Origin of the sequence: Sediminicola luteus (assembly GCF_040566555.1) — a bacterium.
Taxonomy (GTDB): Bacteria; Bacteroidota; Bacteroidia; order Flavobacteriales; family Flavobacteriaceae; genus Sediminicola.
Genome location: NZ_JBEWYP010000006.1, coordinates 59,174 through 77,568, shown reverse-complemented (window position 1 = coordinate 77,568; position 18,395 = coordinate 59,174). Strand labels below are relative to the sequence as shown.

Below are 18,395 nucleotides of genomic sequence, written 5' to 3'. Positions count from 1 at the left end.
ATTTGAGTTATATAAGTAAACCAACCTTAATTTGTGATAAGTTTCATAGGGACATACGAGTGCAAAGCCGATGTTAAGGGCAGGATAATGATGCCTGTTGCCCTTAAGAATCAGATGGCCCCTATGCTTTCCAATGGTTTTGTTTTGAAGCGCTCCGTTTTTCAGCCTTGTTTGGAATTGTATCCTATGGAAGAATGGAATCTTTTGATGGAAAAGATGAACAAAAAAAACCGTTTCAAAAAGAAAAATAATGACTTTATCAGGCGGTTTTCTGCCGGGGTCAAGGTTGTTGAGGTAGATGCTACGGGTAGATTGTTGATCCCTAGGAATTTAGTTTCCATAGCAGGTATATCCAAAGATGTGGTGTTGAGTTCGGCTATCAATATCATTGAGATTTGGGATAAGGATAGTTATGAAAAAGTAATTGATGAAACTGCAGAGGATTTTGCGGATTTAGCAGAAGAAGTAATGGGAGATGATGGAGATGAGTTATCATAATCCGGTGTTGTTAAAAGAGTCTGTGGATGGACTCAATATTAAAGAGGATGGAGTGTACGTTGATGTCACCTTTGGTGGTGGCGGTCATTCCAGGGAAATACTGAGTAGGTTGGGTGAAAAGGGCAAGTTGTATGCTTTTGATCAAGATGAGGATGCCTTGGAGAATGCTTTGGACGATGAGCGTTTTCAGTTGATCCATGAGAATTTTAGGTACATGACTCAATTTTTAAAGTTCTATGGCATTAGAAAGGTGGATGGTATTTTGGCCGATTTTGGCGTTTCCTCCCATCAGTTTGATAAAGCAGAGCGCGGATTTTCCACCCGTTTCGATGCCGATCTGGATATGAGGATGAGCAAAAAGAATACGATTTCTGCCCATGATGTGGTAAATAATTACTCATATGATGAGCTGAGAAGGGTGTTGTTTGAATATGGGGATCTAAGAAATGCCAATGCCATGGCCAAGGCTATTGAGGCTGCCAGGGAAGAATCTCCGATTCAGACCACAGATCAGTTGAAAGGGGTATTAAAGCAATTTTTGCCTTCTTCCAAAGAGCATAAAATATTGGCACAGATTTATCAGGCCATACGTATTGAAGTGAACCAAGAGATCGAGGTGATCAAGGAGTTTTTGATGCAGACACCTGGAATACTGGAAGCGGGAGGGAGATTGAGTATGATCAGTTACCATTCATTGGAAGATCGTTTGGTGAAACGCTTTATTAGGGCAGGACGTTTTGATGGAGATCCTGAAAAGGATTTTTATGGAAATATAGATGTTCCCTTTAAAAAAGTTGGGGGATTGATAGTTCCTTCAAGAGAAGAAATAAAATTGAACAATAGGGCGCGTAGTGCCAAATTGAGGATAGCAGAAAGAATTTAACCGGTTTGGGCTTTTGGCTCAGGAATATAATAAGGTATGAGAAAAGGATTATTGGATATTTTAAAAGGTAAGTTTTTGGTGAGCGGCGATGCTCCCAAGAATTGGCTTTTTATCATTTTCGCCTCTTTTTTGGCTACCGTAATGATAGCGAGTTCGCATAGTGCCGATAGCAAGGTGCACCGTATTGCAAAATTAAATGAACAGGTAAGGGAGTTGAGGAGTGAATTTGTGGATGTGCGTTCGGACCTGCAAGGGTTGAAACTGGAGTCCGCCATCATGGGGGCCTTGGAAAAGGATGGATTGTATCCTTCCGAAACCCCGCCAAATAGAATAATAGTAAAGTCTAAAGAATAGTGGCTACAACGGAAAAAAACATATTGACCCGATTGTATATAGTGGTGGGATTTCTATTCCTGTTCGCTATCGCGGTTTTGGTAAAACTGGTCAGCATCCAAATGGTGGATGGGGACAAGTACCGAAAGCTCGCCATGGATAGAACAGAAAAGATGTTTACCATTGCCCCTAATAGGGGCAATTTGTATTCTGATGACGGGAGTTTGTTAGCGACCTCCGTTTCCAGATATTCCATACGTTTTGATGCAGAAACTGTAAGCGATAAGGATTTTGAAGAGAATGTAAAGCCATTGTCCGATGCATTGTCCAAAACGTTCAACAAGCCTTCTTCTTACTATCAGCAGTTGTTTCGCAAGGCAAAGGCCAATAAGAACAGGTATAAATTGATAGCCCGCAATCTAGATTATTCAGATTACATAAAGGTGAAGGAGTTTCCATTGTTCAATAAAGGTCCATATAAAGGTGGACTCATTGTAGAGCAAAAGACGGTGCGAGAGCATCCTCTGGGAAAAATGGCAGAACGAAGTGTTGGCTATGAAAGGGTAGATGAAAATGGCTATTACACCCGTGTAGGTCTAGAAGGGGCCTTTGGAGAATATTTAAGGGGTGTTGAAGGAAAGAGATTAAAGCAGAAAATTGCAAAAGGGCAGTGGAAACCCATAGGATTCGATAATATCGTGGAGCCTCAGGATGGGTACGATGTTATATCTACCATTGATATCAATATTCAGGACATAGCTCATCATGCCCTTTTGGGGCAGTTGGAAAAATACAAGGCAGATCATGGTTGTGTCATTGTAATGGAGACCAAGACCGGGGAAATTAAGGCTATTTCTAATTTGGGCATCACCGGTGACGGTAATTATTACGAGCGTTTAAATTATGCCATAGGAGAATCCCATGAACCTGGATCTACCTTTAAATTAATGTCCTTGGTTGCGGCCTTGGAGGACAAGGTAGTGGATACGAGTACAGTAATTGATACTGAAAAGGGGCAATGGCGTGTTTATGATAGGACTGTTAGGGATTCTAAATGGGGAGGTTATGGTAAAATATCCGTAGCTAAGGCATTTGAACTTTCCTCCAATACCGCTTTTGCTAAAATCATACATAACAACTATAAGGATAATCCGGGAAAATTTGTCAATAGACTAATGAACATGGATCTCCACAAAGAGTTGGGGCTCCCTATCAATGGAGAAGGTAAGCCTGTGATCAGATACCCAGGGGACAAAGGTTGGTCCGGAATTTCGCTGGCATGGATGTCTCATGGATATGAGGTTGCCCTGACCCCGTTGCAGACTCTTTCTTTCTATAATGCCATTGCCAATGATGGTGAAATGGTAAAACCCAGATTGATCAAAGAGGTAAGGGAATGGGATAAGACAATACTGAAATTTGAAAAGGAGGTTATCAATCCTTCCATATGCTCCAAAGAGACGGTGAACAAGGTGCAACAACTTTTAAAGGATGTTGTGGAAAAGGATTACGGAACAGGCCACAGCTTGTATTCTCCTAATTTTTCCATGGCGGGAAAAACAGGTACTTGTCAAAAAGATTATGTGTCCAAGGATCCAAACAAGTTAAAGTACATTTCTACTTTCGCTGGTTATTTTCCTGCAGATAATCCGAAGTACTCCTGCATTGTGGTTATTCATGAGCCCGATAAGAGTGTGGGATACTATGGGGCAGATGTTTCCGGTCCAGTATTTAAGTCCATCGCCCAGAAAATTTACGCTACCAATCCATTGACGGATGAGATTGACGATGTGCGACCTGAAGAGTTGCAATTGGAAAAAAACTACGAGCAATACTACGCAAAAGCGCAAGAAGATTATAAGATTCTTCCAAATGTTAAGGGGATGAGCGGTATGGATGCCGTGGCCCTTTTGGAAAATTTAGGAATAGAAGTAGAGGTTAAGGGTAATGGTAAGGTAAGAAGACAGTCCATCTCCCAAGGAACGGCTCTGACCAAAGTCAAAAAAATAATATTGGAACTTTCATGATGTTGTTAAAAGACATATTGTATGGGGTTAGCCTATCCGCTGTTAGCGGAAGTACCAATGTTATGGTCAATGCCATTGTTTTTGATTCTAGAAAAGTAGAATTGGATGATGTTTTTGTGGCGATTAAAGGGACTGTCACAGACGGTCATAAATATATAGAACAGGTGGTTGCGGCTGGGGCCAAAGCAATTATTTGTGAGGAGCTTCCCAGTGTAATGGTGAACGGGGTGGTCTATGTAGAGGTTGATAATGGGAATAAAGCCTTGGCAATCATGGCTTCAAACTATTACGGAAACCCTTCCAAAAATTTGAAATTGATAGGGATTACCGGCACCAATGGTAAAACAACTATCAGTAGCCTTTTGTATCAGTTGTTTAAGAAGGCAGGTTTTAAAGTGGGCTTGATCTCTACGATAAAAATCATGGTAGATGACAACGTTTATGCTACCAGCCATACAACTCCAGATGCCTTGACCATTAATTACCACATGCATTTAATGAACGAGGTGGGGGTTGAGTATTGTTTTATGGAAGTGAGTTCCCATGGGATCCATCAAAAAAGAACAGAGGGACTAGTATTTGCCGGTGCCATTTTCACCAATTTGTCACATGACCATTTAGATTACCACAAAACCTTTGCAGAATATAGGGATACCAAAAAAATACTTTTCGATAAGTTGCCTAAATCGGCCTTTGCCCTCACCAATATCGATGATAAAAATGGCTTGGTGATGTTGCAGAATACAAAAGCCAGAAAATTCACCTACGCCCTAAAGTCTTACGCCGATTATAGGGCCCAGATCTTAGAGAACCAATTTAATGGTCAATTGTTGAAGATTGATGGTGATGAAGTCTGGTCCAGGTTGATAGGGGATTTTAACGCTTACAATATGTTGGCTATTTATGCCACTGCCGATCTTTTGGGATTGGAAAAACTGGAAATATTAAGGTTACTGAGTGAATTGGAAAATGTAGATGGCAGGTTCCAATATTTTATATCCAAAGAAAAAATTACTGCAATAGTCGATTATGCCCATACGCCGGACGCATTAAAAAATGTACTTATTACGATAAATGCATTGAGGACTGGAAATGAAAAAGTCATTACCGTAGTGGGGTGCGGTGGTGACAGAGACAAGTCTAAACGTCCGGTTATGGGTCATATCGCTACAGAATTGAGCAATCAGGCCATTTTTACCTCTGATAATCCACGTACGGAGTCACCTGCACAGATTATTGAGGAGATGGAGGAAGGTGTAGAGGCGCAAAATGTACGCAAGGTACTTGCTATTGAAAATAGGGAGCAGGCCATAAAAACTGCTTGCCAATTGGCAGAAGCCAATGATATCATCCTCATAGCGGGAAAAGGCCATGAGACCTACCAAGAGACCAATGGGGTGCGTGTAGATTTCGATGATTATAAAAAAGTGAAGGAATTATTAAAGATGTTAAATAAGTAGCATTTCCATTTTCATTTGGAAAGAGGAAAATAGAAAAGATATATGTTATACTACCTTTTTGAATATTTAGAAAAACATTACCAAATCCCTGGGGCGGGACTGTTCCAGTTTATAACGTTCCGTGCAGCGATAGCGGTATTGTTCTCATTGATTATAGCTACAGCCTACGGAAAGCGTATCATACTTTTTTTACAGCGCAAGCAGATTGGGGAAACAGTAAGGGATTTGGGACTGGACGGTCAGAAACAAAAAGCAGGTACCCCAACAATGGGAGGGTTAATTATTATCATAGCTACCTTGATTCCGGTGCTGTTGTTTGCCAAGCTGGACAATATCTATATCATCCTGTTGATTGTCACCACCATTTGGATGGGGATCATTGGATTTGTAGATGACTACATTAAGATTTTCAAGAAGGACAAAGAGGGGCTTAAAGGGAGATTTAAAATAATGGGGCAAGTGGTACTGGGCCTAATTGTGGGTTCAACCCTTTATTTTCATCCCCAAGTAACCATGAAGGAAGCGAACAGAACGGTAATAACACAAAATTATACCGTTGTCGCCCAATCTGGCAATGAAATAAAATCCACCAAGACCACGGTGCCCTTTTTTAAGAATAATGAGCTCGATTATAGTGCTTTTATCACTTGGGCGGGAGATGGTCTGCAGCCTTATGCGTGGCTGATCTTTATTCCAATCATTATCATCATAGTTACAGCGGTATCCAACGGCGCTAATTTAACCGATGGCATAGATGGTTTAGCTGCGGGAACCTCGGCGATAATTGTCTTTACCCTGGGTATTTTTGCATTCGTTTCCGGTAATATTATTTTCTCGGACTATCTGGATATCATGTTTATTCCCAGGGCGGGGGAATTGGTGGTATTTATAGCTGCCTTTTTAGGGGCCCTGGTAGGGTTCTTATGGTATAATGCCTTTCCGGCCCAGGTATTTATGGGCGATACGGGTAGCCTTACCATCGGAGGAATAATTGCTGTAATAGCCATTATCGTAAGAAAAGAACTCTTGATTCCTGTATTGTGCGGAATCTTCTTTGCTGAATCAATTTCAGTAATGCTGCAAGTGGGATATTTTAAATATACCAAGAAAAAATTAGGGGAAGGAAAGCGTGTATTTCTAATGGCGCCACTTCACCATCATTACCAGAAAAAAGGGTATCACGAAAGTAAGATCGTGACTAGGTTCTGGATTATTGGAATTCTCTTGGCAATTGTTTGTATCGTAACCTTAAAAGTTCGCTAATGGAGAGATTGGTCATTTTAGGCGGGGGAGAAAGCGGTGTGGGAACGGCCATTTTGGGAAAGAAAATGGGCTATGATGTCTTTGTGTCCGATGGAGGGAAAATAAAGGAAAAATACAAAATCGAACTTGAAAATCTTGGGGTCGATTGGGAAGAGGAAAGACATACGGAGGCTAAAATATTGATGGCCGATGTGGTCATGAAGAGTCCAGGAATACCAGATACGGTTTCCTTAGTGGTAAAGCTTAAGGAGATGAAGATCCCCGTTATTTCCGAAATAGAGTTCGCTTCTAGATATACCGAAGCTACTATCATAGGAATAACAGGAAGCAACGGAAAGACCACGACCACCATGTTGGTCAATCATTTATTGAAAAATGGTGGATTGAACGTGGGAATGGCAGGTAATATTGGCGACAGTTTTGCGAAAATGGTAGCAGAACAGGATTATGATTATTACGTGTTGGAGATAAGTAGTTTTCAATTGGATGGCATTGTAGATTTTAAACCGCATATCGCGATCATAACCAATATATCGCCCGACCATTTGGATCGATATGATTATAAGTTTGAAAATTATATCGCTTCCAAATTTAAGATAATACAGAATCAAACCGAGGAGGATTACCTGATTTACGATGCTGATGATGAAGTAATAATGGATTATTTGGAACAACACAAAATACCATCCAAGTTGATTCCTTTTTCCTTGGAGAAAGAATTTACGGAAGGCGCATATATAAAAAACAACAAAATACAGATTACAACTCAAAATAACACAATGGAGATGGAGCAAGACACTTTGGCTTTAGAAGGCAAGCACAACCTTAAAAATACTATGGCAGCATCAACTGCGGCCAAGTTGGTGCAGATTAGAAAACAGACAATCCGAGAAAGTGTCCAAAATTTTCAAGGCGCCGCCCATAGATTGGAAAAGGTATTGAAGATCCATCATGTGCAGTACATCAATGATTCCAAAGCCACCAATGTAAATGCGACATATTATGCATTGGACAGTATGAAGACACCTACCGTCTGGATTGTTGGAGGTTTGGATAAGGGCAATGATTACAGATCCCTAATGCCTATGGTTAGGGAAAAGGTAAAGGCTATCGTATGTTTGGGGTTGGATAATTCCAAAATAAAGGATGCCTTTGGTAATGCGGTGGATTTAATGGTGGAGACCTTTTCAATGGAAGAAGCGATAAAGGTGGCCTATAAAATTGCCGAGCGTGGCGATACAGTTTTGTTGTCCCCGGCCTGTGCCAGTTTTGACCTGTTTAAAAACTATGAAGATAGAGGAGATCAATTTAAAGAAGCTGTAAAAAACCTATAGTGTGGTAGATTTTTTTAAAAATATCAAAGGAGATAAAGCCATTTGGGGGGTAGTAGCCCTCTTGGCCCTATTTTCTTTTTTACCTGTTTACAGTGCCAGTAGTAATTTGGTATATGTGGTAGGTAATGGGACCACGGTGGGGCATTTGTTGAAACATGCGATGCTGTTGATCCTGGGGTTCGGTGTTATTTATGGCGTTCATAAGATACCGACTCACTTTTTTAAAGGTCTTTCTCTTATTGCAATGCCTGTAGTTTTGTTGTTGTTGGTATACACCTTGGCTCAAGGGACAACTATAGAAGGTGCGAATGCCAGTCGTTGGATACGTCTTCCATTGGTTGGTTTTACATTTCAAACTTCTACTTTGGCGTCCGTGGTTTTAATGATCTATGTCGCTAGGTATCTCACAAAAATAAAGGACAAGGAAATTAATTTTAAGGAAAGTATCCTGCCCTTGTGGCTGCCAGTTTTTTTGGTATTGATACTGATACTTCCCGCTAACTTTTCCACAGCTGCCATTATCTTTTTTATGGTATTGTTGCTGTGTTTTATGGGGGGGTATCCTATGCGATATTTAATGGGGATAATAGGGACGGGAATTCTGTTGCTCACCTTGTTCGTATTGCTGGCCAAGGCTGTTCCAGATTTATTTCCCAACAGGGTTGATACTTGGATCAGTAGGGTGGAAAGCTTTTGGGATCCAGAGGATACGGAGGCTGATTACCAGATTGAAAAGGCTAAAATTGCCATCGCCACCGGTGGAATCGTGGGTAGCGGCGCTGGAAAAAGTGTAATGAAGAACTTTTTGCCACAGAGTTCTTCAGATTTTATCTATGCCATTATCGTGGAGGAATACGGACTTATTGGCGGTTTTGCCATTATGTTCTTTTATCTGTTGTTGCTGTTTAGAATAGTGGTGGTTGCCAATGGAAGCTCCAGTGTTTTTAGCAAGTTATTGGTCGTGGGAGTTGGTTTGCCCATTGTTTTCCAAGCCCTGATCAATATGGCCGTGGCCGTAGAATTATTTCCGGTAACGGGGCAGACTTTACCCTTAATAAGTAGTGGTGGTACCTCAATTTGGATGACCTGTCTTGCAATAGGCATCGTATTGAGTGCAAGTAATAAAAATATGGAAGAAGAGGAAAATGCCTCTGAATTGGATGATACGAACCCTTTAGAAGTGCTAAGTGGACAACTATAGATTTATACTTTCTGGGGGAGGAACAGGCGGACATATATATCCGGCCATCGCTATAGCCAACGAATTGAAATTGAGGTATCCCAATGCTGATATTCTGTTTGTAGGTGCCAAGGATAGAATGGAAATGGAAAAAGTTCCTCAGGCGGGGTATAAAATAAAAGGATTGTGGATTAGTGGGTTGCAGCGGAAACTGACCCTTAAAAATTTAATGTTTCCCGTAAAATTGATAAGTAGTTTGATCGAAGCTCGTAGCATAGTGACAAAATTTAAACCTCAGGTAGTTATTGGTACCGGAGGCTTTGCCAGTGGGCCACTATTAAAAATAGCGTCGAACAAAGGGATACCATGTGTGTTGCAGGAACAAAATTCCTATGCCGGGGTCACCAATAAGATGCTGGCTCAAAAAGTGGAAAAAATTTGTGTCGCTTATGATGGGATGGATAAGTTTTTTCCTGCCGATAAAATTGTAAAGACAGGAAATCCGGTACGCAGTGATTTAATGAAGGCGGTTGTTGATAAAAAGGCTTCGGTTGAATTTTTTGGATTGGACGCTTCAAAACCGGTTTTAGTGATTTTGGGAGGAAGTTTGGGGGCAAGAAGAATCAATCAATTGGTAGAAGAGAAACTGTCTTTTTTTCAAGCCTTAGGACTGCAGTTAATATGGCAGTGTGGGAAGCTCTATTATGAGGAGTACAAGAAACACGGTTCGGATACGGTAAAGGTGTACGACTTTCTGAACGATATGAATTTTGCCTATGGGGCCGCGGATATGATTATTTCAAGGGCAGGTGCCGGTTCAGTTTCGGAATTGTGCATTGTGGGGAAACCGGTGATTTTTATTCCGTCACCCAATGTTGCGGAAGACCATCAAACAAAAAATGCCCAGGCCCTGATATCAGAGAATGCTGCTGAAATGGTGAAGGAAAAAGAATTGGGAACCCAATTCGAGGTAGTTTTCAAGGAGATTTTCAACTCCAAGGAGCGCCAAGAGGAACTAAGTGCCAATATAAAGAAATTGGCAAAGCCGAATGCTACCAAGCATATCGTGGATGAGATAGAAAAGATATTAAACAAATAATGCACTATAGAGGATATTAATGAATATTAAAGATCTACATAGCGTTTATTTTATAGGAATCGGAGGCATAGGTATGTCTGCCTTGGCTCGTTATTTCAAATTTATTGGAAAGAATGTTGGGGGCTATGATAAAACCGAGAGCCCTTTGATCAAGGAATTGGTTGAGGGAGGGATGGAGATCCATTATGAGGATAATATGGAGCTAGTGCCCGAACATTATAAAAATCCAATAGGAACCTTAGTGGTTTATACGCCAGCGGTTCCAATAGACCATACGGAATACCAGTATTTTGTGAATCGTGGGTTTGAGATATATAAGAGGTCGGCCGTCCTAGGATTGGTTACCAACCACAGCTTTTGTTTGGCCGTTGCCGGGACCCATGGTAAAACTACTACGTCCAGTATACTGGCGCACTTGCTAAAGGAGGCAGGGATGCCGATCACAGCATTCTTAGGCGGTATTTCCGAAGATTTCAACAGTAATTTTTTATTAGAGGGGACCGAGGTGTCCGTTGTGGAGGCCGATGAGTTTGATAGGTCTTTCTTGCAGCTTACGCCAAATATAGCCTGTGTAACCTCTATGGATGCGGACCACCTTGATATTTATGGTACAAGTGAGGCCTTGGTGCAGTCCTTTAACGATTTTGCAGGGAGGTTAAAGGCGAATGGAAAACTCTTTGTTCGCAAGGGTCTGCCTTTAGACGGGATAACGTATGGTATAGCTGATGGTTCGGATTATTGTATCGAGAACCTTAAAATAGAAAACGGGGCTTATCTTTTTGATCTGGTTACCCCTGAAGAAACTTTTAAGGGGGTTAGGTTCAGTAAGCCAGGGAAACACAATTTGTTAAATGGTTTGGTGGCCTTTGCGATGGCCTTGCAGACTGATGCTCCAAAACAGGGCTTGGTGGATGCCATGGGAACGTTCAAAGGGGTGCAAAGACGATTCTCATATCGTTTGCGAAGCGATGATTTTGTATTTATTGATGATTATGCCCATCATCCCACAGAAATAAATGCAGTATATGAGGCTATTGAAGAAATGCATCCCAATAAAAAAGTGTTGGCGATATTTCAGCCCCACCTGTTCTCAAGGACGAGGGATTTTATAGATGATTTTGCCAAAAGTTTGGAAAAATTCGATAGCGTGCTCTTATTGGATATTTATCCTGCAAGGGAAAAACCAATTGAAGGGGTAACATCGGAATGGTTGTTGCAAAAAATAAACAATCCGAAGAAAAAACTAATTGCAAAATCGGGATTGATCGAAGAGATTAAGAAACAAGCCCCAGAAGTTCTGGTGACGATGGGGGCCGGTGATATAGGTTTAGAGGTTGTGAAAATAGAAAAAGAATTCGCTCATGAAAATTAATTGGAACTATCTGAAATTGATGCTGTTGCTGGTTTTGGTGATGGGTCTTTACGCGTTTTCTAACCATAGAAGCAGTGTAAAAGCTGTTAATGATATTGATTTACAGTTTTTGGGAGATGAAAATTTGTACACCACCCATGAGATGGTTAATAAATTGTTAATACAAAAATACGGGAACCTTAAAAACGTGCCCAAAGAAAAATTAGTTTTGAATACCATAGAAAAGGTAATTGAGACCGATGAAATGGTAAAGAATGCCCAAGTGTATCTTACTGTAGATGGGAAACTTACGTCGAAAATCATACAGCGAAAGCCAATCGGAAGAGTTGAGGGGGTTAAAAAGTATTATGTGGATGATGAAGGAAGGCGCATGCCCTTCTCTAAAATTCATTCTGCAAGGGTGCCCATTATTACGGGCAACATCACTGGAAAAAGTTTGGAAGATATATACGTAATCCTCGAATATATCAATACGGATAATTTTCTAAGAAAGAATATCATCGGTATCCATGTGGGTGTTGATGGGGATTACCAGTTAAAGTTCCGTATGGAAAACTTTGTGGTGAATTTGGGAGGTGTTGAGAATTTAAAGGAAAAGTTCAACAACTTTATGGCTTTTTATAACAAGGCCACCAAGGACAAGACATTGAATCATTACGATTTAGTGAGTTTAGAGTATAATAATCAAGTAGTGTGCACCAAAATTTAGGGTATGGAACAAGGTAGTTATTCGGTTGGATTGGATATTGGGACCACCAAGATAGTGGCCATTATAGGGAAGGAGAACGAGTACGGTAAAATTGAGATTCTAGGCATCGGAAGATCCAAGAGTCTTGGAGTACATCGTGGTGTGGTCAATAACATTACACAAACCATAAAGTCTATTCAACAGGCCATTGAACAAGCCGAAGCAAATTCGGGTTTAAAGATTGGGTCCGTTGTGGTGGGTATTGCGGGGCAACATATTAGAAGTTTACAACATAGTGACTACATCACTAGGGTAGATTCTGAGGAGGTGATCAATGATGATGATCTGGACAAGCTGTGCAACCAAGTGTACAAATTGGTCATGTTACCGGGAGAAGAGATCATCCATGTATTGCCACAAGAGTATAAGGTTGATGGACAGGCCGAAATCAAACAGCCCATTGGGATGTATGGAGGAAGGCTGGAGGCCAATTTTCACGTAGTGGTAGGTCAGGTATCTTCCATTAAGAACGTGGGGAGATGTATTAAAAGTGCTGGTTTGGATCTGGGCAGTATTACCCTGGAGCCGCTGGCGTCGGCCAATGCAGTTTTGAGTCAGGAAGAAAAGGAAGCAGGGGTTGCCCTGATAGATATAGGAGGAGGTACTACGGATTTGGCCATTTTTAAAGATGGGATTATCAGACATACCGCCGTTATCCCATTTGGGGGCAATGTCATTACCGAGGATATCAAGGAAGGATGCTCTATCATTGAAAAGCAGGCAGAGCTTCTAAAAATAAAATTTGGATCGGCCTGGCCTGGAGAGAACAAGGACAATGAGATCGTTTCCATCCCTGGATTAAGAGGAAGGGAGCCTAAGGAGATCACCCTTAAAAACCTTTCCAAGATCATCCATGCAAGGGTTGTGGAGATCATAGAGCAGGTATATGTGGAGATTCAGAACTACGGTCATGAAGATCAAAAGAAAAAACTGATTGCAGGAATAGTTTTGACGGGTGGAGGAAGCCAATTGAAACATTTAAAACAATTGGTAGAATATATAACAGGGATGGATACCAGAATTGGATATCCCAATGAACATTTGGCCGGTGATTCCGACGAGGAAATAGCTAGCCCATTGTATGCCACGGCGGTAGGATTATTGATGAATGCCATCAATACCAAAGCCAAGGTCAAAGCCATTGAAGAGTCCCATGATGAAGTGGACACGGAAGTTATTTACGATGAAGGTAACGGACAGGCCACTACAGAGCAACCAAAGACATTGAGAGAAAGAAAATCCATATTTGACAAATGGTCCGAAAAGTTGAAAGACTTCTTGGATAATGCGGAATAGGGCATTAAGTAGAGAACACATATCGTATAACCAGTAATACAAAAAGAATGAGCAAGAACACTGAATTTGAAAGTATAGCTTTTGATTTGCCCAAGAATCAAAGCAATGTGATAAAAGTCATAGGTGTAGGTGGGGGTGGTAGTAATGCCATAAATCACATGTTCCAGGCCGGGATCAACGGAGTGGATTTTGTGATATGCAATACAGATTCACAGGCATTGGACAATAGTCCGGTTCCAAATAAAATACAACTAGGGGTTTCCCTAACAGAAGGATTGGGCGCTGGTGCAAATCCTGAAGTCGGAGAACAGGCCGCCATTGAGAGCATGGAGGACATTAAAACCATGTTGGGAACCAATACAAAAATGGTATTCATCACTGCAGGTATGGGTGGGGGAACAGGTACTGGAGCTGCCCCTGTCATTGCCAAGCAAGCCAAGGAATTGGATATCCTAACGGTTGGTATCGTAACCATTCCCTTCCAATTTGAAGGAAAAATGCGTTGCGAGCAGGCCCATGTGGGAATGGAAAAACTGCGTAGAAATGTAGATTCATTAATTGTAATCAATAACAATAAGCTTAGGGAAGTTTACGGTAATTTGGGCTTTAAGGCCGGATTTTCCAAGGCAGATGAAGTGTTGGCAACGGCTGCAAGGGGAATTGCGGAAGTTATTACCCATCACTATACTCAAAACATAGATTTACGTGATGCCAAGACCGTATTGTCCAATAGTGGTACCGCCATTATGGGATCTGCTGCGGCATCCGGATCATCAAGAGCCCATGAGGCGATCATGAAGGCCTTGGATTCTCCATTATTGAACGACAACAAGATTACTGGTGCTAAAAACGTGTTGTTGCTCATTGTTTCAGGATCACAGGAAATTACCATAGATGAGATTGGGGAAATCAACGACCATATCCAAATAGAGGCCGGTCACGGTGCCAATATCATTATGGGTGTAGGTGAGGACGAAAGTTTGGGAGAGGCCATTGCTGTTACAGTAATAGCCACGGGTTTTAATATAGACCAGCAGGATACTATAGTGAATACGGAATCCAAGAAGATTATACACACGTTGGAAGATGAGCAAAAAGCCGAACAGGATTTGATGCTTTCTTCCCGTAATGTCGTGCACAAATTGGAAATGGATGAAGAGGAAGAGGCAACTCCAACACCCGAGCTGGTCGTTAAACATCAATTGGTAGAAGAAGTAGAGGAAGAGGAAGTACAGGCAAAAGATCCTGTAAGAGAAATGGATTTGATACCTACGACAAGTTATCTCAAAAATTTCAACGTCTTTTATGAAGAGGTAATCGCAGAGAATGTTGAAAATGATTTTATTGTAATCGATTCCAAGGATAGCCTTAGTGATATTGAGGTTGTAGAGCCAGTATATGTCTCCTCCAAAAGGCAGGAAGAGGATCAGTTTACATTGAGTTTTGATATGCCTTTGAGCCAGTCTAGAAGAAGTTCAGACGAGGAAGAGGAAAAGGAGCACACCATTACCTTTAGCTTGGACGAGGTCAGGGAAATGGATGTCAAGGATCATATAGAGGTTGTTCCTGTATTGGAATACAACAAGAACGGTGAGAAAAGATACAGCTTGGATGATTATATGGAATTGGAGCAAAAACTGACAGGCGCCAAATCCAAAGCAGAAAAATTTGAACCAAAAATTTTAGAGGACGAATTGGTTTTTGAAAAGAAGACAGTTCAAAAAGAGGATGTATCTCCAATGGATGAGACCAAAGAGATCAACCCGATGGACACCCCTCTGGAAGAATTGTTGAAATCAAGAGCTGATGAGCGCAGGAGAAAATTGAAGGATTTCAATTATAAGTTTCAAAACAGCATGAATAGGATTGAGGAGATCGAAAAGCAGCCCGCCTATAAAAGGCAAGGGGTGAACTTGAACGAGGCTTCAAGGGAAAATAAGGTCTCTAGAACTTCTCTTAGCGAGGACAGCAATGATGAGATCCAAATGCGTTCCAACAATTCATTCTTACATGATAACGTGGATTAAAGGAATTGATGTTTCTTTAATTTTCTAGAAAAGTTTAAACCCGAAAATACAAGTTATTTTCGGGTTTATTTTTTATCTTCGCACCGCTAAAATAAATGGATATGAGCTTGCAACAACGCGTAATGGAAGAAATGAAAACGGCAATGAAAGCCAAGGATACTGTTGCATTGGAATCGCTCAGGGCCATTAAATCGGCTTTGTTGATGGCACAGACTGAAACAGGGGCTGGTGCTGGACTAACAGAAGATGAGGAAGTGAAGTTGGTGCAAAAGCTTGTTAAACAGCGTAAGGATAGTGCGGCCATCTACACCGAACAAGGTAGGGCCGACTTGGCAGAACCGGAATTGGCACAAGCTGCGGTTATCGAACGTTTTTTGCCGGAACAACTAACCGAGGAAGAAATAGAGAAAGTAGTGGTACAGACCATAGAATCTGTTGGGGCTTCAGGAATGAAGGACATGGGGAAGGTTATGGGTATCGTTTCCCAGGAATTGGCCGGACAGGCAGATGGGAAAACAATTTCCAACATTGTTAAAAGAAAACTTTCGTAAATTTGTAAAGTAATAATGGCCTCGTGGCGCAACTGAATAGCGCATCAGATTTCGGCTCTGAGGGTTACAGGTTTGAATCCTGTCGAGGTCACGAATAAACCACAAAAAAGTGGATGTGCAAGCGAGCTTCAAAAATGAAGCTCGCTTCTTTTTTGAAGTATAGCGAAGCAAATCTTTTTGTGGTTTTCAAAGCGGAGCTTTGCAGGAAGGGCGCAGCCAATCCTGATTCTGATCCCTGTTGGGTTTCTTTACTATTTGGAGATAGGCGTGGAGTCTCTATTCGTTGGTTTTCAAAGCGGAGCTTTGCAGGAAGGGCGGAGCCAATCCTGTTTCTGATCGCTGTTCGGTTTTCTTTTTTGTTTGGGGATAGGCGAAGCAAATCTTTTTGCTTGTTTTCAAAGCGGAGCTTTGCGGGAAGGGCACCGCCAATCCTTAGATTTTTGCTAGTTTAGCATGAACTAGTTAGTCCATTTAGCCTATTGACTAGCAAAAAATAGATTACATCTTTCTGTTCAGTTCCATATTGATCTCAACATTCACTTCATCCCCCACGACCATGGTCATGGCCCAATTTCCCGTGCCTACTCCAAAATCTGTCCTATTCAATTTAGTTTCAAAAGCCAGCCCCATAATATTGGTTCCTTTCATCATGGGATTTTCCATTTCCCCAGTAATTTTAAAAGGGATGGATACGGATTTCGTAACATCTTTGATGGTTAAATCACCTACCACTTGATAATCATTGCCTGATAGATGGTTGATTTTGGTTGAAGTAAAAGTGATATAAGGATATGTTTCCGCATCAAAGAAATCACTGGAGGTAAGATGTTTGTCTCGTTTTTCAATATTCGTGTCAATGCTGGCCACGGGTATTTTAAACGTAAACTTACTATTCGGTAGATCTTTAGGATCAAAATGAAAGGTACCTTCCTTTTTTTGAAAAATGCCATTCACCGTATTAAAAAAGTGTTTAACACCAAAATTGACCGAGGTATGGTTCTGATCCAATTCCCAGCTTTTAGCCATCATATCTTGAGCGGTAAGACCGGATGACATTAAAAAGAACAGGGAAAATGCTAAAATGATTTTTAGAATTTTCATGGTTGCTGTATTAAATTATTCATGCTGCATACATCTGCAAAAAATAAAGTGCCAATGAATAATGGCATTTATTTTAAGTAAATTCATTAGTCAATACATATATAGATGTGCAAAATTATAGATATTGGCGGTTTTCTCAAATGATGTACATCATGCCATGATTTTGTAGTTAAGGTAATTTTGTAACAAAAAACACGGGCTTTGGGACCGTGTTTTTTGTTTTTATGAAGTTATGCGAACTGAAATTATTCAGCGGCTACTTTCTTGCCTAGAATAGAATTGATGATGATCTTGGCATGGATCCTTGAATTTTCAATAAACCATTTATGTGTTTCCATCCCGCCACAAATGACCCCGGCTAAATACAGGCCTTCCACATTGGTCTCCATCGTATCTTCATCATAACTCGGTAGTTTCTTGTTGTCATCGGAAAGTTGAATTCCCAATTTTTCCAGAAAACCAAAATTGGGCTTATATCCTGTAAGTGCCAGGACATAATCATTTTCTATGCTTTTGATCCCTTCCGGAGTATCAATCACAATACTGTCTTCAGTGATTTCTGTGACGTTGGCATTAAAGTAGGCCTTTATACTGCCTTCATTAATTCTATTGATAATATCTGGGCGGACCCAATATTTTACTCGTTGTCCCACTTCTTCACCTCTGATAATCAAACTTACATCGGCACCTTTTCTATAACATTCCAAAGCAGCATCCACTGCGGAATTGCTTGCACCTATGACCGCTAATTTTTGACTGGCATAGAAATGAGGTTCCTTGTAGTAATGGGATACTTTATCCAAATCCTCTCCGGGAACGTTCATATAATTGGGGATGTCATAGAAGCCTGTTGCGATTACCACAGATCCGGCCTTATATGTTGCCTTATTGGAGATCAGGGTAAAGGTGTCCTGATCCTTAGAGATGTGTTCTACTTTTTCAAATAGATTGATCTTTAATTTATTGGTCGTTACGATCCTTCTGTAATATTCAAGTGCTTCATCCCTTTTGGGTTTGGCTTCTTTGCTAATAAAGGGAATCTCGTCTATCTCTAATTTTTCAGAGGATGAAAAGAACTGCATGGTCATGGGATAATTGTACAGGGAGTTCACGATACATCCTTTTTCGATGATCAAATACTCTAGCCCTTTTTTCTTGGCTTCAAGGCCACAGGCAATGCCTATGGGGCCTCCTCCTACAATTATAACATCAATCTGCTTCAT

General features: G+C 41.0%; 16 protein-coding genes and 1 tRNA gene. 15 read left to right on the top strand and 2 right to left on the bottom strand.

The window, feature by feature from the left end; genetic code table 11:
- Window positions 1-33: 33 nt before the first annotated feature.
- The 15 genes from mraZ to ABXZ32_RS11180 all read left to right on the top strand — a co-directional run bounded on the left by mraZ (window position 34) and on the right by ABXZ32_RS11180 (window position 16,162).
- Complete coding sequence (mraZ, locus tag ABXZ32_RS11250; protein WP_082591131.1) at window positions 34-498, top strand: division/cell wall cluster transcriptional repressor MraZ; 465 nt, start codon at window positions 34-36, stop codon at window positions 496-498.
- A complete protein-coding gene (rsmH, locus tag ABXZ32_RS11245) occupies window positions 485-1,381 on the top strand; it encodes a 16S rRNA (cytosine(1402)-N(4))-methyltransferase RsmH (RefSeq protein WP_354618775.1) in 897 nt (298 codons plus the stop codon). Before mraZ ends, rsmH begins: the two co-directional genes overlap by 14 nt.
- Before the next feature lie 36 nt (window positions 1,382-1,417).
- Window positions 1,418-1,735: an FtsL-like putative cell division protein gene (locus tag ABXZ32_RS11240; protein WP_354618774.1), complete on the top strand. Its 318-nt coding sequence runs from the start codon at window positions 1,418-1,420 to the stop codon at window positions 1,733-1,735.
- Complete coding sequence (locus ABXZ32_RS11235) at window positions 1,735-3,741, top strand: penicillin-binding protein (protein WP_354618773.1); 2,007 nt, start codon at window positions 1,735-1,737, stop codon at window positions 3,739-3,741. Before ABXZ32_RS11240 ends, ABXZ32_RS11235 begins: the two co-directional genes overlap by 1 nt.
- The gene (locus ABXZ32_RS11230) at window positions 3,738-5,201 is read left to right on the top strand and encodes a UDP-N-acetylmuramoyl-L-alanyl-D-glutamate--2,6-diaminopimelate ligase (protein ID WP_354618772.1); all 1,464 of its coding nucleotides are present in this window, start codon (window positions 3,738-3,740) and stop codon (window positions 5,199-5,201) included. Before ABXZ32_RS11235 ends, ABXZ32_RS11230 begins: the two co-directional genes overlap by 4 nt.
- A 42-nt stretch (window positions 5,202-5,243) precedes the next feature.
- Window positions 5,244-6,464, top strand: a complete 1,221-nt coding sequence (gene mraY / locus ABXZ32_RS11225) for a phospho-N-acetylmuramoyl-pentapeptide-transferase (RefSeq protein WP_354618771.1) — start codon at window positions 5,244-5,246, stop codon at window positions 6,462-6,464.
- Entirely contained in the window at window positions 6,464-7,798 is a 1,335-nt protein-coding gene (gene murD, locus ABXZ32_RS11220) for a UDP-N-acetylmuramoyl-L-alanine--D-glutamate ligase (protein WP_354618770.1), read from the top strand. Before mraY ends, murD begins: the two co-directional genes overlap by 1 nt.
- A 1-nt stretch (window position 7,799) precedes the next feature.
- A complete protein-coding gene (locus tag ABXZ32_RS11215) occupies window positions 7,800-8,999 on the top strand; it encodes an FtsW/RodA/SpoVE family cell cycle protein (protein ID WP_354618768.1) in 1,200 nt (399 codons plus the stop codon).
- Window positions 8,986-10,077, top strand: a complete 1,092-nt coding sequence (gene murG, locus ABXZ32_RS11210; protein WP_354618767.1) for an undecaprenyldiphospho-muramoylpentapeptide beta-N-acetylglucosaminyltransferase — start codon at window positions 8,986-8,988, stop codon at window positions 10,075-10,077. Before ABXZ32_RS11215 ends, murG begins: the two co-directional genes overlap by 14 nt.
- A gap of 19 nt (window positions 10,078-10,096) precedes the next feature.
- Window positions 10,097-11,449, top strand: coding sequence for a UDP-N-acetylmuramate--L-alanine ligase (gene murC / locus ABXZ32_RS11205; RefSeq protein ID WP_354618766.1), 1,353 nt, complete (start codon window positions 10,097-10,099; stop codon window positions 11,447-11,449).
- Window positions 11,439-12,158, top strand: a complete 720-nt coding sequence (locus tag ABXZ32_RS11200) for a cell division protein FtsQ/DivIB (protein WP_354618765.1) — start codon at window positions 11,439-11,441, stop codon at window positions 12,156-12,158. The genes murC and ABXZ32_RS11200 overlap by 11 nt, the downstream gene beginning before the upstream one ends.
- Before the next feature lie 3 nt (window positions 12,159-12,161).
- The gene (gene ftsA, locus ABXZ32_RS11195; protein WP_062058499.1) at window positions 12,162-13,493 is read left to right on the top strand and encodes a cell division protein FtsA; all 1,332 of its coding nucleotides are present in this window, start codon (window positions 12,162-12,164) and stop codon (window positions 13,491-13,493) included.
- A 47-nt stretch (window positions 13,494-13,540) separates the two neighbouring features.
- Window positions 13,541-15,520 carry a cell division protein FtsZ gene (gene ftsZ, locus ABXZ32_RS11190; RefSeq protein WP_354618764.1) on the top strand — a complete coding sequence of 660 codons (1,980 nt, stop codon included), beginning with the start codon at window positions 13,541-13,543 and terminating at the stop codon, window positions 15,518-15,520.
- A 101-nt stretch (window positions 15,521-15,621) separates the two neighbouring features.
- Window positions 15,622-16,071, top strand: a complete 450-nt coding sequence (locus ABXZ32_RS11185; protein WP_354618763.1) for a GatB/YqeY domain-containing protein — start codon at window positions 15,622-15,624, stop codon at window positions 16,069-16,071.
- A 17-nt stretch (window positions 16,072-16,088) separates the two neighbouring features.
- A tRNA-Arg gene (locus tag ABXZ32_RS11180) sits at window positions 16,089-16,162 on the top strand.
- A gap of 407 nt (window positions 16,163-16,569) precedes the next feature.
- Here ABXZ32_RS11180 and ABXZ32_RS11175 read toward each other — a convergent pair.
- Both ABXZ32_RS11175 and ABXZ32_RS11170 read right to left on the bottom strand, forming a co-directional pair.
- Window positions 16,570-17,172: a YceI family protein gene (locus tag ABXZ32_RS11175; protein ID WP_354618762.1), complete on the bottom strand. Its 603-nt coding sequence runs from the start codon at window positions 17,170-17,172 to the stop codon at window positions 16,570-16,572.
- 245 nt (window positions 17,173-17,417) lie between these two features.
- Window positions 17,418-18,395: a YpdA family putative bacillithiol disulfide reductase gene (locus ABXZ32_RS11170; protein ID WP_354618761.1), complete on the bottom strand. Its 978-nt coding sequence runs from the start codon at window positions 18,393-18,395 to the stop codon at window positions 17,418-17,420.